Source organism: Micropruina glycogenica (assembly GCF_900289045.1).
GTDB lineage: Bacteria > Actinomycetota > Actinomycetes > Propionibacteriales > Propionibacteriaceae > Micropruina > Micropruina glycogenica.
This window is the reverse complement of sequence record NZ_LT985188.1, coordinates 1,312,245-1,325,982: the sequence shown is the minus strand read 5'-3', so window position 1 is coordinate 1,325,982 and position 13,738 is coordinate 1,312,245. Positions and strand designations below refer to the sequence as shown.

The window sequence follows — 13,738 nt, the reverse complement described above, 5'->3', positions numbered from 1 at the left end:
GTGCACCGTGGGCTTGCGGCGCTACTTGGCGAGCAAGACCGGTTGGTACCTGGGTGCGCTGGTGGTAGCAGTGGTTCTCAACTTTCTGCTACCCCGGCTCATCCCGGGCAACCCGGTCGACGTGATCGTCTCGGGGCTGGGCCAGGGCGGCCTCAGTTCCGAGGCCCAGCGACAGATCTACGAGCAGTTCATGAAGGAGTTCGGTCTGGACCAGCCCATGTGGAATCAGTTCGTGACGTACATCACGAGCATCTTCCAGGGCAATCTGGGCAAGTCGTTCGCCTTCTACCCGACGCCCGTCACCGATCTGATCGCCCAGTCCCTGCCGTTCACCCTGGTGCTTCAGATTCCGGCCATTCTGCTGGGCTGGATCATCGGCAACGTGCTGGGCGCCGTCGCTGCCTACAAGGGCGGCGCCTGGGACAAGTCGGTGTTCACCACTTCGCTGGTGTTCAACTCGATGCCGTACTACTGCCTGTCGATCATTCTGCTGTACGTGCTGGCCGTCATGCTCGGCTGGTTTCCACCGGGCGGCGCCTACAGCCTGGGCAACTCGCCCGAGTGGAGCATGGCGTTCTTCACCGACGCCCTGCAGTACTGGTGGCTGCCGTTCATCTCGCTGCTGCTGATCAACATCGGCGGCCAGGCCGTCGGCATGCGCTCGATGGCCATCTACGAACTCGGCTCCGACTACGTGAACTACTCGCGCAGCCTGGGCATCGGCGACGCCAAGATGACCACCTACATCTTTCGCAACGCCATGCTGCCGCAGATCACCGGCCTGGCGTTGAGCATCGGCACCATGGTCGGCGGTGCGCTGATCACCGAGTTGGTGTTCAGCTACCCCGGCATGGGCACGCTGCTCTTCAACGCGATCGCCGCCAACGACTACCCGGTGGTGCAGGCGGTCACGCTGATCATCACCGTGGCGGTGCTGGTGGCCAACTACATGGTCGAAGTGCTGTACGGCTTCATCGACCCGCGCATTCGTGCCTCCAAGTCCGGGGAGAAGTGACATGACGAATATCTCCAGTAACGCCGTCACTGCCGAGGCCGAAGGCCCGCTGGTACCGACCGATCCGACCCCCGGCCCCAAGGCGAAAGCCAAGCCGGCCTGGATGAACCTCAACTTCGGCCCCCGTCTCTGGGTGTCGCTCGGCATCATCGTGGTGATCGCCCTGCTCGCCTTCGTGGGCCCACTGCTCTACCCCTACGGCCCCGACGAAAAAGTCGGGTCGCTGTACGACGCACCCAGCGCCGCGCACTGGCTCGGCACCGAGAACTTCGGTTACGACGTGGTCGCGGTGCTGATGGCCAGCACCCGCAACTCACTGATCAACGGCCTGCTGGCCGGCACGCTCGCCACCGTCATCGGCGTCGGCATCGGCGTGGTGGCCGGCTACATCGGCGGGTGGCTCGAAGAGTTGCTGATGGGCATCACCAACATCGTGCTGGCCATTCCGAGCATCGTCATTCTGATTCTGATCTCGATGTCGCTGCAGTCCACCGACATACCGTTCTTCAAGGGCATCGTCGGGTTGGCGCTGGTGATCGGCATCACGTCATGGCCCTGGACGGCCCGCGCCGTGCGTGCGCAGGCCAGTTCGGTGTCGACCCGTGAACACATCGACGTGGCCAAGCTCTCGGGTGCTCGCACCCCGGGCATTCTGATCAGAGACGTGCTGCCGTACCTGGCCAGCTACGTGGTGATGGCGTGGGTGCTGCAACTGGCCAGTGCGATTCTGGCCGAGTCGACCCTGTCGATGCTGGGCCTCGGCCCGTCCGGCACCAACTCACTGGGCATGCAGCTGCACTGGGCGCTGGCCTTCCAGTCGGTGGCCACCGGGGCCTGGTGGGCGTTCCTGCCCCCGACCATCGTGCTGACGCTGATCAGCTTCGGCCTGCTGTACCTGCAGTCGTCGTTGGACGAGGTGTTCAACCCACGCCTGCGGCGCGGCAAGAAGAAGAACCTGGCTGCGGCGGCCAAACGTCGCGAAGAGGCGGCCCGCAAGCTGGAGGAAGAGATGAAGGCTCCGGCCGGTGTGACCGAGGTGATCGTGTGACGAAGTCATTGATGCGGGCGAACAACCTCACCGCGGTCTACGCCGCCGACAGCGGCCAGGACGTGCCCGCCGTCGACAACGTGACGCTGGAGTTGCCCGAGGGCCAGATCCTCGGCCTGGCGGGGGAGTCGGGTTGTGGCAAGACCACGCTCGGCACCGCGTTGGCCATGATCGCGAACCCGCCGCTGTACGTGGTGGCGGGCACGCTCGAGATCGACGGCAACGAGATCAACCTGTCGACGCTGCCGAAGAACGCCAACCAGGTGCACCGGCCCTACCGGGGCGAAACGGTGTCGCTGCTGCCGCAGGGCGCGATGAACGCCATCAGCCCGACGCTACGCATTCGTGACCTGGTGGTCGACGTCATGCGGGCGCACAACGGCAGCGTCACCAAGGCCGACGCCTTGGATCGGGCGTCCGATCGGTTGAAGATGCTCGAGATGCCCACCCGGGTGCTCGACTCGTACGCCCACCAGTTGTCGGGCGGCATGAAGCAGCGCATGGTCACCGTGATCTCGACGCTGCTGAACCCGGCCCTGCTGATCGCCGACGAGCCCACCTCTGCGCTCGACGTGTCGAGCCAGAAGGCGCTCATTGAGATGCTGTTGGCGATGGTCGAGGCCAAGATCATGCGCGGCGTGATCTTCATCACCCACGACCTGCCGGTGCTCAGCATGGTGACCGACCGGCTGGCGATCATGTACGCGGGCAAGGTGGTCGAGACCGGGCGCACCGAAGACCTGGTGAACAACGCACGGCACCCCTACACCGCCGCGTTGCTGAGCTCGGTGCTCGACCCGACCGAAGACACCCGCACCAAGCACGTGCTCGGCATTCCGGGTTCGCCGCCCAACCTGGGCAACCCCCCGTCCGGCTGCCGCTTTCACCCGCGGTGCAAGTTCGCCATGGACGTCTGCTCGACCACCGAGCCGAAAATGCTCAGCGAGGGCGACCACGACTTCGCGTGCTGGTGGGCCAAGGAACACCCGCGCGAGACCATTCCGATGGAGGTGACCCACGCATGACCGAGATCGTTTCTGCGGCCGTCGCGGCCGATCACAGCACCCCGGTGCTGTCGGCCAAGGACGTCACCAAGACCTTCAAGGTGGCCGGTGGTTCGATCACCGCCGTCGACAACGTGAGCGTCGACTTTCACGCCGGCAAGGTGCTGGCGGTGGTGGGCGAGTCGGGGTCGGGCAAGTCGACCCTGGCCCGCATGCTGCTGCGGTTGATGCCCGTGACCAGCGGCACCATCACGTACCAGGGCAAAGACGTCACCAATCTGGGCGGGTCTGAGTTGCGGCGGTACTGGCGCGACGTGCAGGCGGTGTTCCAAGACCCGTTCGCGTCGTTCAACCAGTTCTTCAGCGTGGGTCACATGCTCAAGCGCAGCCTTCGGCTGGCCGAGCTCGACAAGGGCACCGAAGACCAGTTGATCGAGACCTGCCTGGGCTATGTCGGGTTGAAGTCGGCCGACGCCATGCACAAGTACCCGCACCAGTTGTCGGGCGGGCAGCGGCAACGGGTGATGATCGCCCGGGCGTTGATGATGAACCCGAAGGTGCTGCTGGCCGACGAAGCGACGTCGATGCTGGACGCGTCGTTGCGGGTGAGCGTGCTGAACGTGCTGCAGGAGCTGCGCGACAACCTGCACCTCACCGTGCTGTTCATCACCCACGACATCGGGCAGGCCTGCTACCTGGCCGATGAGGTGGTGGTGATGGAGCACGGCCTGGTGGTCGAACACGGAACCACCGACGAGGTGATCTTCACCCCGCAGCACGACTACACCAAGCGGCTGCTGGCCGACGTGCCCGACCTGCAGGGCAGCCTGAAGACGCGCTCGTGGGAACCCGGCGCACCGGCCCACGTGCCGCCGCCGGCGAAGGATTCCTGATGGGCCTTCGCTTTCCGCCGGGATTTCTGTTCGGCTCCGCCACGTCCGCGTTTCAGATCGAGGGCGCCGCGCACGAGGGCGGCAAGCAGGACTCGATCTGGGACGTCTTCTGCCGGGTGCCCGGCGCGGTGGTGAACGGCGAGAACGCCGATATCGCCTGCGATCACTACCACCGCTACGCCGACGACGTCGCACTGATGGCGAAACTGGGGCTCGACACGTACCGATTCTCGACCTCGTGGCCGCGGGTGCTCGACGGTGACCAGGTGCTCAGCGCGGGCATGGACTTCTACTCGCGCCTGGTCGACGAGTTACTGGCCAAGGGCATCAAGCCGTGGCTCACCCTCTACCACTGGGACCTGCCGGCCGTGCTGCCCGGGGGTTGGACGAACCGCGACACCGCGAAACGCTTCGTCGATTACGCGATGGCGATGCACGACCGGCTGGGCGACCGGGTGCGCACCTGGACGACGCTGAACGAGCCGTGGTGCTCGTCGTTCCTGAGCTACGCCGCAGGCGTGCATGCACCTGGCCAGACCGACATCGCCGACTCGATCAGGGCCGCGCATCATCTGCTGTTGGCCCACGGCTGGGCCACTGAGGCACTGCGTGAGGCGGATCCCGAGGCCGAACTCGGCATCACGCTGAACTTCACCCCGGCCCTTCCGGCCGAGCGCACGGCGGCTGACCTCGATGTCGTCCGCCGGGTCAACGGCACGGCCAACCGGTTCTTCGTCGAGCCGATCATCGACGGCGAGTACCCGATCGACGTGCGCGACGACCTGGCAGAGTACTGGCCCGACGACCTCGTGGTCGACGGGGATCTGGCCGCGATCAGCACCCCCATCGACGTGCTGGGCGTGAACTACTACACCACCAACGTGTTTCGGGCGGGCGAGATCGAGGCGGGGCCGACACCGCACATCGCGGCCCCCGACGCGGTGCAGGTGGTGCGTGACCTGCCGCAGACCGAGATGGGGTGGGAGATCGATCCCGACGGGCTGCGCGACCTGCTGACCTGGCTGCACGACGAGTACACCGGCCCGGCCGAGGTGGCGTTGGTGATCACCGAGAACGGGGCGGCGTTCGACGACCAGCCCGACGCCGACGGTTACGTCGACGACACGAACACGCGGGTCGACTACCTGCGCCGGCACCTCACCGCCGTGCACCAGGCGATCGAGGCGGGCGCCGACGTGCGCGGCTATCTGGCGTGGTCGCTGATGGACAACTTCGAATGGGCCCTCGGCTACGACAAACGGTTCGGTCTCGTCGCCGTCGATGCGAACCTGCGGCGGGTGCCGAAGGCCAGTGCCGACTGGTACGGCCACGTGGCGCGCACCGCAACCCTGCCTGACTGAACCTCAACTGATGCGGTGCCGGCCATGAACCGGCACCGAATGACAAGGAGATCTGCACATGCTGCCCAATCTTGGAGGCTGGGAGTGGGTGATCATCGCCGTGGTGGCGCTGATCCTCTTCGGTGGCGCACGGCTCGCCAACTTCGGCAAGAACGCCGGCAAGGCGATTCGCGATTTCAAGGAAGAGACCTCGGCGGCCCCGGGCGTAGCCGACAACGTCACCGCGGACGACGCCCGGGCCTGAGCCGACCGCGTTCGAGCAGGACGCCGTGACCAGCACGAACCGGCCCGGGCGCCGGGTAACCATCAATGACATCGCGAAACGTGCAGGAGTGTCGATCGGTGCGGTCTCGTTCGCGCTGAACGGCCGCAAAGGTGTTTCGGACGAAACCCGCGAGCGAGTTCTGCGGGTCGCCGAAGAGCTCAACTGGGCGCCCGCCAGCGCAGCACGGTCGCTCGCTGAGGCCAAGACCAACACCTACGGTCTGGTGCTGGCCCGCGACCCGCAGACGCTGAGCATCGAGCCCTTCTATATGCGTTTTCTGGCCGGCGTAGAGGCCGAGCTCTCCAAGCGGGCGACCGGGTTGCTGCTGCAGGTGGTGGGTTCACCCGAGGACGACCTCGAGACGCTCAAGCGGTGGCGGGCCGAGCGCCGGGTCGACGGGGTGCTGCTGGTCGACATCGCCGTGGACGACCCGCGGGTGGCCTGGTGCAGCGAGCCGGGCGGCCTGCCCGCGGTGGTGGTGGGCGACCCCGCCATGGCGGGTCGGCTGAGTTGTGTGTGGACCGACGACGTCACCTCGATGCGCGAGGCCGTGGCGCACCTCGCCGCCCTGGGGCACCGGCGCATCGGCCGGGTGGCGGGCATTCGTGCGTTCATGCACACCCGAATTCGCGACTCGGCGTTTCTGGCGGTCACCCAGCAGCTCGGCGTCGAGGCCCAACTGCTGCGCGCCGACTACGGCCCCGAGTCGGGCCGGTTGGCCACCGAGGCGGCGCTGCGGGCCACCGACCGGCCCACCGCGCTGATCTACGACAACGATGTGATGGCGGTGGCCGGGCTCGGGGTGGCGCACGAGTTGGGCCTGGCCGTGCCCGGCGACGTGTCGATCATCGCCTGGGACGATTCGGTGCTCTGCGAACACACGTACCCGTCGTTGACCGCCCTCAGCCACGACGTGCTGGCGTTCGGGTCACACGCCGCCCGCCGGCTCACCGAGCTGATCTCGGGCGGAACGCCGGCGCACTACCTCGACTCGGCCCCCACGCTGGCGGTGCGTTCGTCGACCGGACCGGTGGCCGTCCAGACAGCACCGCACCACTGATTCGTCATTCCGGCGAAGGCCGCAATCTTCCAGCGCGCCGTCCGGGTGAGTCAGTCCGCGGAGCCCAGCCCATCGGCTCTACGGGCGGCCCGGCGGCCGACCACGCCGATGGTGGCGCCGCCCACCAGAGCGAGCACCGCACAGGCCAGGAAGATGCCCGGGTAACCCGCCGGGGTGCTCGCGATGGCGATCAGCGGGCCGATGGCGATGTTGCCCACCCGCCGGGTGATCGTGTACAGCCCAGTGGCAAACCCGGGCCCGGCGATGATCTGCTGAAACAGCGTCATGCCGACACCCGAGACGGTCGCGACGAACAGCGCGTTCAGCACCTGCAACGCCAGCAGCGCCCACGGCTCGCGCACCAGAGCCATGCCCACGTAGTAGCCGATGCCGCACACGCAACCGAACAGCATCAAGCGCACCAGCGGGAACCGTCCGGTGAGCCGTCCCAGACCGATCAGGGCGGGAATCTCGAGGGCGGCGGCGATGGCCAGGGCCAGGCCCGCCCAGAGCACCGGCAGGCCGAGGCCCACGCTGACGTACAGGGTGAGCACGGCCGTGCTGGCCGCGTTGGTGGCCTGTACAAGCACGAAGGCGACCACGATCACGGCCACGCCGACTCGGGTATGGCCCATTTCTGCGGCCTTCGCTGCCGGACGTTCGTCGCGACTGTGTGTTGGTTGTCGGCGAGACAGGCGCAGCAGCACCAGCGTGATCGCCACGTTGCCGAGCGCGATCGCAGCGATCACCAGCAGCACCGACTCAGGGCCGAACCAGCCGATCAGGGCGGTGGCGATCGGGGGCGCGGCCACCCAGGCGAACGACACGATCGCGCGATTGTTCATCAGGTCGGCGGGGGCGGCGCCCCCGTGCGCCAGGTGCGCGAAGATCAGCGACATGCCGACACCGGCGGGTGCGCCGAACACGACCAGCGCGACGGTCACCCACGGCAGGCTGGTGGCGAGGGTGAGTGCCACGGTCAGGGCCAGGTTCAACACCGAGCACACCAGCAGCGGCCACAGGTACTGGCGCTGTCGGTCGGCCCAGGCCGGCACCAGCAGCGACACCACGAACCCGGCGGCGTTGTAGCAGGCCAGCACCCAGCCGACCTCGGCCGGGGTCGCACCGTACAGGCTGACCAGAATCAGCGCGAGCGACGGGCTGAGAAAGGCGAACTGCAGGCCCCAGAACAGCGACGCCAAAGGAATCAGCGGACGCTCGAGCATCGACCTCACCGGGCCCAGACTCCCGTCGCTGCGATGCGGCGCTCGAGATCTTCGCGGGCCCCGACCATCGCCGGGCCGTACCACGACAGGGCCCGGCCGGGCACCAGCACCGAGTGGGTCGAGCCCAGCGCGTCCGGGCCGTCCTCGGACGAGAACGCGTACGGCTCGTCGGGCAGCAGAACCAGATCCGGTCGCAGGCCCATGACGTCGGCGAGGTCGAGATGCGGGTAGCGCGGCGCGGTGACCACGTTGCGCAGCCCCAGGCGGCGCAGCACGTCATCGATATAAGTGTCAGGGCCGACCCACATCCACGGCCGGCGCCAGATCGGCAGTGCGACGGTCAGGGCGGGCAGGCGCGGCGGAGCCGACCACACCCCCTCGGCCTCATCGAGCCAGGGCACGTACGGCGTGGCGAGAGGGCCGGTGAACAGCCGGCGCAGGCTGGTCAGCGCGTCGTCGACGGTGTCGATGCGCGTGACCCAGACCGTGATGCCCCGGTCGCGCAGCCGCTGCACGTCGAGCTTGCGGTTCTCTTCATGGTTCGCCACGACCAGGTCTGGTGCCAGTTGGGCGATGGCGTTCAGGTCGGGATTCTTGGTGCCGCGAACCCGGGTGACAGCCAGGTCGGCGGGGTGGGTGCACCAGTCGGTTGCGCCCACCAGCAGTTCTGGACGCGTGGCCGCGATCGCCTCGGTGAGGGACGGCACCAACGACACCACCCGCCGCACCTGATCGGGCAGCTCGGCCACGTGGTGCAGGTCGTCGCGCATGGTCACACGTTAACGGCCGCCGCGACTCGACGTGAGTAGCGGCGGCCGTGCAGCATCGGGTGGCTCAGGCCAGCGCCTTGGCCTTCAGCGCTTCGTACTCGGCAGGCGAGATGGTGCCGGCGTCCAGCAGGGCCTTCGCCCGCGCGATCTCGTCGGCAGGGCTGCCGGCCACCGAGCGAATGTAGTCGTCGGCGGCCGCCTTGTTGCGTTCGGCCTGGGCGACGGCACGCTCAGTCATGCCACGACCGCGCACGATGAGGTAGATCAGGGCGGTGATGAAGGGGAAGAAGATCAGGCAGACGATCCACACGGCACGCAGACCGCCGGACATCTCGCGATCGCGGAAGATGTCACCGACGATCGAGAACAGCACCATCAGCTACGACACGAAGACGATGATCGTGAGCGTGTACCAGAAGATGCTGCCGAGGTTTGACCAGAATTCGGGCACTGCTTTCAGGGGCCTTTCTTGATGGAGGCGTATCGGCTCGGGCTCGACACGCAGTGAACAGACTTGTGGGCTGGCTGCGGGGGACGCGTGGACGACCCGCCCATGACGCTGATCCTCTAGGGTCGCGATCATCGAGGCGAGTAGATCGGACGGACCCGCAGCCATGACCGCCCAGGCCACACCGCGTGAACCTTGGTTCCGCCGCAGGTTGAGCATCGCCGCCCCGCCCCGTCCCGCCGGCGATCCGACGACTGGACGCGAGGCCGCGCTCGACCGGTTCGACCAGTTGGTCGCCCTGGACGCCGATATTCCCGACGACACCAGCACCCGGCTGTTCGAGCCCGATGAGGACGCAGCGATCACGCTGGTGATGTGGCACGGGTTCACCAACGCGCCGTCGCAGTTCGCGGCGGTGGGCGAGAAGCTGAGCGAGCTCGGCTATCGGGTGCTGGTGCCGCGCATGCCGCGGCACGGTTTGCCGGACGTGCTGAACCGGGGGCTAGCCGAACTGACCCAGCACGAGCTCGTCGACCACGTGAACACCTGCATCGACATCGCCGCCGGTTTGGGCGACCAGGTGTGGCTTTTCGGGCTGAGCGCGGGCGGCACGCTGGCGGCGTGGGCGGCCGCCACCCGTGCTGAGGTGACCCGGGTGGTGCTCGCCGCGCCGTTGGTGGCGCCCAAGGGGTTTCCGATGCCGGCGGTGCGGTTGTGCGTGAAGTACCCGCGCATCGTGCCGCGGTTCTACATGTGGTGGGATCCGCGGGTGAAGGCGAATCTGGGCCACAGCCCGTACGCCTACCCGGGCTTTCCGCTGCCTGGGGTGATGCCGTACCTGCACCTGTCCGAGGCCATGTTCGATCGCAGCGTGGTGGTCGGGCACCGGCTGGCTCGTGCGGTGTTGGTCACCAACCCGAACGACATCGCCGTTCGGCAAGACGCCGCGCGAGCGTTCGGCAGCACCGTGTTTGCCGGATCGTCCGACTACTACGGCGAGGCCAAGATCGACCCGGCTCTGAAGTGGGCCCACGACTTCGTCGACCCCTGGTCGACCAACGCCGGCACCACCGAGCAGGTGGTCGTCATCGTCGAAGCCGGGCTGGGCGTGGGCGACCCGTCGGCCGGGGGACTGCTGGTGCCCCCGCTGGTCACCGAGCAGCCCTGACGCGCATTTACCGTCATCCCCGCGAAAGCCGGGATCTCACTCTGTACCGACAGCAACGTGCGATGAGATTCCGGCGTGCGCCGGAATGACGACCGCCCGCACCCTGTCATCCCGGCGAACGCCGGGATCTCAATCGATGCCGTTCGCTCGATGCGATGGTGACTTGTCGGCAGGCTGCGCTTGGCCGGGCATGAGATTCCGGCGTGCGCCGGGATGACGAAAGAACGCCGTGGTGACCAGCCGAGGTCAGTACGTGCGGCGCTTGCCCTTGTGCCCCTGCCGGTGCTGGTGCGTGGAGCCCTTGCCGTAGCCGCCGCCCGCGGGTTTGCGGCGCGGCCGGTCTCGGTCGAGGCTCTCGGCTCGCGCGGGCGTGAGCTCGATCAACGTGCCCGAGATGCGGGTGGACTTCAGCGCGTCCCACGCGTGCTGCGGCAGGTGGGCGGGCAGTTCGACGAGAGTGTGGTCGAGACGAATGTCGATGTGGCCGAATTCCTCACGCCGCAGGCCGCCCTCGTTGGCCAGGGCACCCACGATGTGCCGCGGTGTGATGCGGTGCCGCTTGCCGACCGCGATGCGGTAGGTGGCCAGTGGGGGAGAGTCGCCCCGCTGGCGTCGCTCGGGTCGGTCTGGACGAAGGGCGTCGTCGTTACCACGCTGCGGACGGCTCTCGCGTTCCCTCGGCTCGGGGTCGGGTTCGAGCAGCAACGGCTCTTCGCCCTGCGCGGCCAGCGCCAAGGCGGCCGCCACGTCGAGTTCGGGCACGTCGTACTCGTCCACGTAGTGTGCGACCACGGCCTTGAAGAACTCCAGCCGCTCCGAACCCAGCGCTTGGGTGATCGCCTCGTCGAAACGGCTCAGCCGGGTGGCGTTCACGTCGTCTGCGGTGGGCACCGGGGTCTGGGTGAGGGCCTGCCCGGTGGCGCGCTCTATGGCCGACAACAGCCGGCGTTCCCGCGGCGTGACGAACGAGATGGCCTCGCCGCTGCGACCGGCGCGGCCGGTGCGTCCGATTCGGTGCACGTACGACTCGGTGTCGAGCGGCAGGTCGTAGTTGACCACGTGGCTGATGCGGTCGACGTCGAGCCCCCGGGCGGCCACGTCGGTGGCCACCAGAATGTCGAGCGCACCCGACTTGAGTTGGTTGATCGTGCGCTCGCGCTGCGCCTGCACCACGTCGCCGTTGATCGCAGCCGCCGAGAAACCGCGGGCGCGCAGCTTCTCGGCCAGCGTCTCGGTCTCGTTCTTGGTGCGAACGAACACGATCATGCCCTCGAAGTTCTCGGTCTCGAGAATGCGGGTGAGGGCGTCCACCTTCTGCGGGTAGGGCACCACGAGGTAGCGGTGTTTGACGTTGGCCGCAGTCGCGGTGCGGCCCTTGACCATCACCTCGACGGGGTCGCTCAAGTACTTCTTCGACAGCTTGCGAATGGCCGGCGGCATGGTGGCCGAGAACAGCGCCACCTGCTTGTCGGCGGGCGTGCCGGCCAGAATCGTCTCGACGTCGTCGGCGAAACCCATGTTGAGCATCTCGTCGGCCTCGTCGAGCACCAGAAAACGCAGGTGCGACAGGTCGAGGGTGCCCTTCTCGAGGTGATCCATGATGCGGCCCGGCGTGCCGACCACGACCTGCACGCCGCGGGCCAGGGCGCTGAGTTGCACCCCGTAGCCCTGGCCGCCGTAGACCGGCAGCACGTGCACGCCGGGCAGCCGCGAGGCGTAGGTCTGAAACGCCTCGCACACCTGCAGGGCCAGTTCTCGCGTGGGGGCGAGCACCAGCCCCTGCGGCGCCTTCTGCCCGCCTTCCAGACGCTGCAGAATGGGCAGCGCGAAGGCGGCGGTCTTGCCTGTGCCGGTCTGGGCCAGGCCGACCACGTCACGTCCGGCGAGCAGCGCGGGAATGGTCTCGGCCTGAATCGGCGACGGGTTCTCGTAACCGATGTCGGCCAACGTTTCGAGCAGCCGCTCGTCGAGGCCCAGGTCGGCGAAGGCGGGTTCTTCTGTGGTCACGTACAGACGGTAGTGGCACGGGCCCCGATTCACCCCACCCGTCGCAGTTCGGGCCCCAACCAACCCCCGCGCGCATTGACCGGGACGGCCCGGCCGCTGTCGTGGCGACCGGCGGGTGATCGCCTGTTCGTGCCGGGGCCGCGGTTAGGCTGAACGAACCCCTGAGAAAGGCCACTCGTGCAAGCCCTCGAACCCCGCCGACGCTCGCGCTGGGTCGCGACGCTCGACACGGCGTTCTTCGTGCTGGCCGGGGTGGCGTCAGTGTGGCTGGCCTATCAAACGCTGCGCGAGGGCATTCAGCCCGGCTGGCCGATGCTGCTGGTGTTCGTGTTCTGGGTGCTGGTGGCCTACCTGGTGCTGCCGCGGCTGCACCGAATCTTGAGCACGATCTACGTGCCCGACTACTTCATCGGACGAACCCGCACCGCCGACGGTCTGCTGGGCGACCCGGTGAACCTGGCCCTGCGCGGCACCGCCGACCAGGTGCACGAGGCCATGACCGCGGCCGGCTGGGCCAAGGCCGATCCGGTGACCCTGTACACCAGTTGGCGCATCGTCGCCTCGACGCTGGCCCGGCGCAGCTACCCCAATGCGCCGGTCAGCCCGCTGGTGCTGTTCGGACGCCGCCACGACTTCTGCTATCAGCAAGAGGTGGCCGGCAGCCCGTCCAAGCGGCACCATGTGCGGTTCTGGCGCTGCCCGCCCGGCTGGTTGCTGCCCGGCGGGTTCGCGGTCGACTGGCTGGCCGCCGGAACCTTCGATCGCAGCGTCGGGCTGTCGCTGTTCACCTTTCAGATCACCCACAAGATCGAAGACGACGTCGACGAAGAGCGCGACTACGTGGTGGGCGGTGTCAGTGCGGTGCCCGGCACGGCAGTGACGGTGCTGCGCGACTTCTCCACCGGCTATCACTCCCGCAACGGGGGCGGTGACCGCATCGTCACCGACGGCGACCTGCCGGTGATCGACCTGACCGCGGTGTCGGTGGCTCCCGTCGACGAGCCACCGCCGAGCCTGCGGCGCAGGCTCGTGCCGGTCTCGGTCGCGTTCGGGGTGGCGATGACGGCTCTGCGCGCAGTCGGCTCGCTGCTGGTCGCAGGCCTCGCGATCGCCGCCGGCACCTTGCCCGGTGCGGCCGAGCTCGAGCAGGGCCCGGTGAGTCACGACCTCGTGGTGTTCGTGGGCGTCGCACTGATGGTGTCGGGGCTGGTCGACGTGTTGTTGGCCGGCGCCACCCTGGCCCGCCGCAACTGGGCGCGGCTGCTGCTCTGCGCCGACAGCGTGATCAGCGTGGCCGGCGTGATTCTGCCCCGCCTGGCCACCGGCTCGTCGGTGATGCTGCACGCCGGGCTGCTGCCCGTGGCGGCCAGCGTGCTGGTGCTGCTGGGCCTGTCGAGCGATTCGGCCCGTGAGTACACCATCGGCAAGCGGGGCACGGTGGTCGGCTGATTCGTGCGGACGCCGCGGATCTAC

13 protein-coding genes are annotated in these 13,738 nt (G+C 67.9%); 9 read left to right on the top strand and 4 right to left on the bottom strand.

Features of this window, described 5'->3' with window-relative positions; genetic code table 11:
* Positions 1–7: 7 nt before the first annotated feature.
* The 7 genes from MPLG2_RS06190 to MPLG2_RS06160 are packed head-to-tail and all read left to right on the top strand — an operon-like array spanning position 8 to position 6,646.
* Positions 8–1,015: an ABC transporter permease gene (locus MPLG2_RS06190; RefSeq protein WP_105185384.1), complete on the top strand. Its 1,008-nt coding sequence runs from the start codon at positions 8–10 to the stop codon at positions 1,013–1,015.
* A 1-nt stretch (position 1,016) separates the two neighbouring features.
* Complete coding sequence (locus MPLG2_RS06185) at positions 1,017–2,063, top strand: ABC transporter permease (protein WP_105185383.1); 1,047 nt, start codon at positions 1,017–1,019, stop codon at positions 2,061–2,063.
* A complete protein-coding gene (locus tag MPLG2_RS06180) occupies positions 2,060–3,088 on the top strand; it encodes an ABC transporter ATP-binding protein (RefSeq protein ID WP_231935862.1) in 1,029 nt (342 codons plus the stop codon). The genes MPLG2_RS06185 and MPLG2_RS06180 overlap by 4 nt, the downstream gene beginning before the upstream one ends.
* On the top strand, positions 3,085–3,960 hold the full coding sequence (locus MPLG2_RS06175) for an ABC transporter ATP-binding protein (protein WP_105185381.1): 876 nt from the start codon (positions 3,085–3,087) through the stop codon (positions 3,958–3,960). The genes MPLG2_RS06180 and MPLG2_RS06175 overlap by 4 nt, the downstream gene beginning before the upstream one ends.
* The gene (locus tag MPLG2_RS06170; RefSeq protein WP_105187511.1) at positions 3,960–5,321 is read left to right on the top strand and encodes a GH1 family beta-glucosidase; all 1,362 of its coding nucleotides are present in this window, start codon (positions 3,960–3,962) and stop codon (positions 5,319–5,321) included. The genes MPLG2_RS06175 and MPLG2_RS06170 overlap by 1 nt, the downstream gene beginning before the upstream one ends.
* 58 nt (positions 5,322–5,379) lie before the next feature.
* On the top strand, positions 5,380–5,565 hold the full coding sequence (locus MPLG2_RS06165; RefSeq protein WP_105185380.1) for a twin-arginine translocase TatA/TatE family subunit: 186 nt from the start codon (positions 5,380–5,382) through the stop codon (positions 5,563–5,565).
* A 25-nt stretch (positions 5,566–5,590) separates the two neighbouring features.
* Positions 5,591–6,646: a LacI family DNA-binding transcriptional regulator gene (locus tag MPLG2_RS06160; protein ID WP_105185379.1), complete on the top strand. Its 1,056-nt coding sequence runs from the start codon at positions 5,591–5,593 to the stop codon at positions 6,644–6,646.
* A 50-nt stretch (positions 6,647–6,696) separates the two neighbouring features.
* Here MPLG2_RS06160 and MPLG2_RS06155 read toward each other — a convergent pair whose 3' ends face one another.
* The 3 genes from MPLG2_RS06155 to MPLG2_RS06145 all read right to left on the bottom strand — a co-directional run bounded on the left by MPLG2_RS06155 (position 6,697) and on the right by MPLG2_RS06145 (position 9,018).
* Entirely contained in the window at positions 6,697–7,872 is a 1,176-nt protein-coding gene (locus MPLG2_RS06155) for an MFS transporter (RefSeq protein WP_105187510.1), read from the bottom strand.
* Positions 7,873–7,877: 5 nt separating this feature from the next.
* Entirely contained in the window at positions 7,878–8,642 is a 765-nt protein-coding gene (locus MPLG2_RS06150) for a helical backbone metal receptor (RefSeq protein WP_105187509.1), read from the bottom strand.
* A gap of 64 nt (positions 8,643–8,706) precedes the next feature.
* The gene (locus MPLG2_RS06145; RefSeq protein WP_105185378.1) at positions 8,707–9,018 is read right to left on the bottom strand and encodes an SHOCT domain-containing protein; all 312 of its coding nucleotides are present in this window, start codon (positions 9,016–9,018) and stop codon (positions 8,707–8,709) included.
* Between the two features lie 283 nt (positions 9,019–9,301).
* Between MPLG2_RS06145 and MPLG2_RS06135 the strand changes: the two genes are divergently transcribed.
* Positions 9,302–10,258, top strand: coding sequence for an alpha/beta fold hydrolase (locus MPLG2_RS06135; protein WP_158680915.1), 957 nt, complete (start codon positions 9,302–9,304; stop codon positions 10,256–10,258).
* A gap of 246 nt (positions 10,259–10,504) precedes the next feature.
* Here the strand turns inward: MPLG2_RS06135 and MPLG2_RS06130 are convergent, their stop codons facing one another.
* Complete coding sequence (locus MPLG2_RS06130) at positions 10,505–12,265, bottom strand: DEAD/DEAH box helicase (RefSeq protein ID WP_231935859.1); 1,761 nt, start codon at positions 12,263–12,265, stop codon at positions 10,505–10,507.
* Between the two features lie 177 nt (positions 12,266–12,442).
* Between MPLG2_RS06130 and MPLG2_RS06125 the strand changes: the two genes are divergently transcribed.
* Positions 12,443–13,714: an LssY C-terminal domain-containing protein gene (locus tag MPLG2_RS06125; protein WP_231935857.1), complete on the top strand. Its 1,272-nt coding sequence runs from the start codon at positions 12,443–12,445 to the stop codon at positions 13,712–13,714.
* Positions 13,715–13,738: the final 24 nt, after the last annotated feature.

Excerpts from the sequence above, each read along its gene's own strand:
- MPLG2_RS06185 (WP_105185383.1), top strand. The coding sequence starts at position 1,017 with ATGACGAATATCTCCAGTAACGCCGTCACTGCCGAGGCCGAAGGCCCG.
- MPLG2_RS06175 (WP_105185381.1), top strand. The coding sequence starts at position 3,085 with ATGACCGAGATCGTTTCTGCGGCCGTCGCGGCCGATCACAGCACCCCG.
- MPLG2_RS06170 (WP_105187511.1), top strand. The coding sequence starts at position 3,960 with ATGGGCCTTCGCTTTCCGCCGGGATTTCTGTTCGGCTCCGCCACGTCC.
- MPLG2_RS06165 (WP_105185380.1), top strand. The coding sequence starts at position 5,380 with ATGCTGCCCAATCTTGGAGGCTGGGAGTGGGTGATCATCGCCGTGGTG.
- MPLG2_RS06155 (WP_105187510.1), bottom strand. The coding sequence starts at position 7,872 with ATGCTCGAGCGTCCGCTGATTCCTTTGGCGTCGCTGTTCTGGGGCCTG.
- MPLG2_RS06150 (WP_105187509.1), bottom strand. The coding sequence starts at position 8,642 with ATGCGCGACGACCTGCACCACGTGGCCGAGCTGCCCGATCAGGTGCGG.
- MPLG2_RS06145 (WP_105185378.1), bottom strand. The coding sequence starts at position 9,018 with ATGGTGCTGTTCTCGATCGTCGGTGACATCTTCCGCGATCGCGAGATG.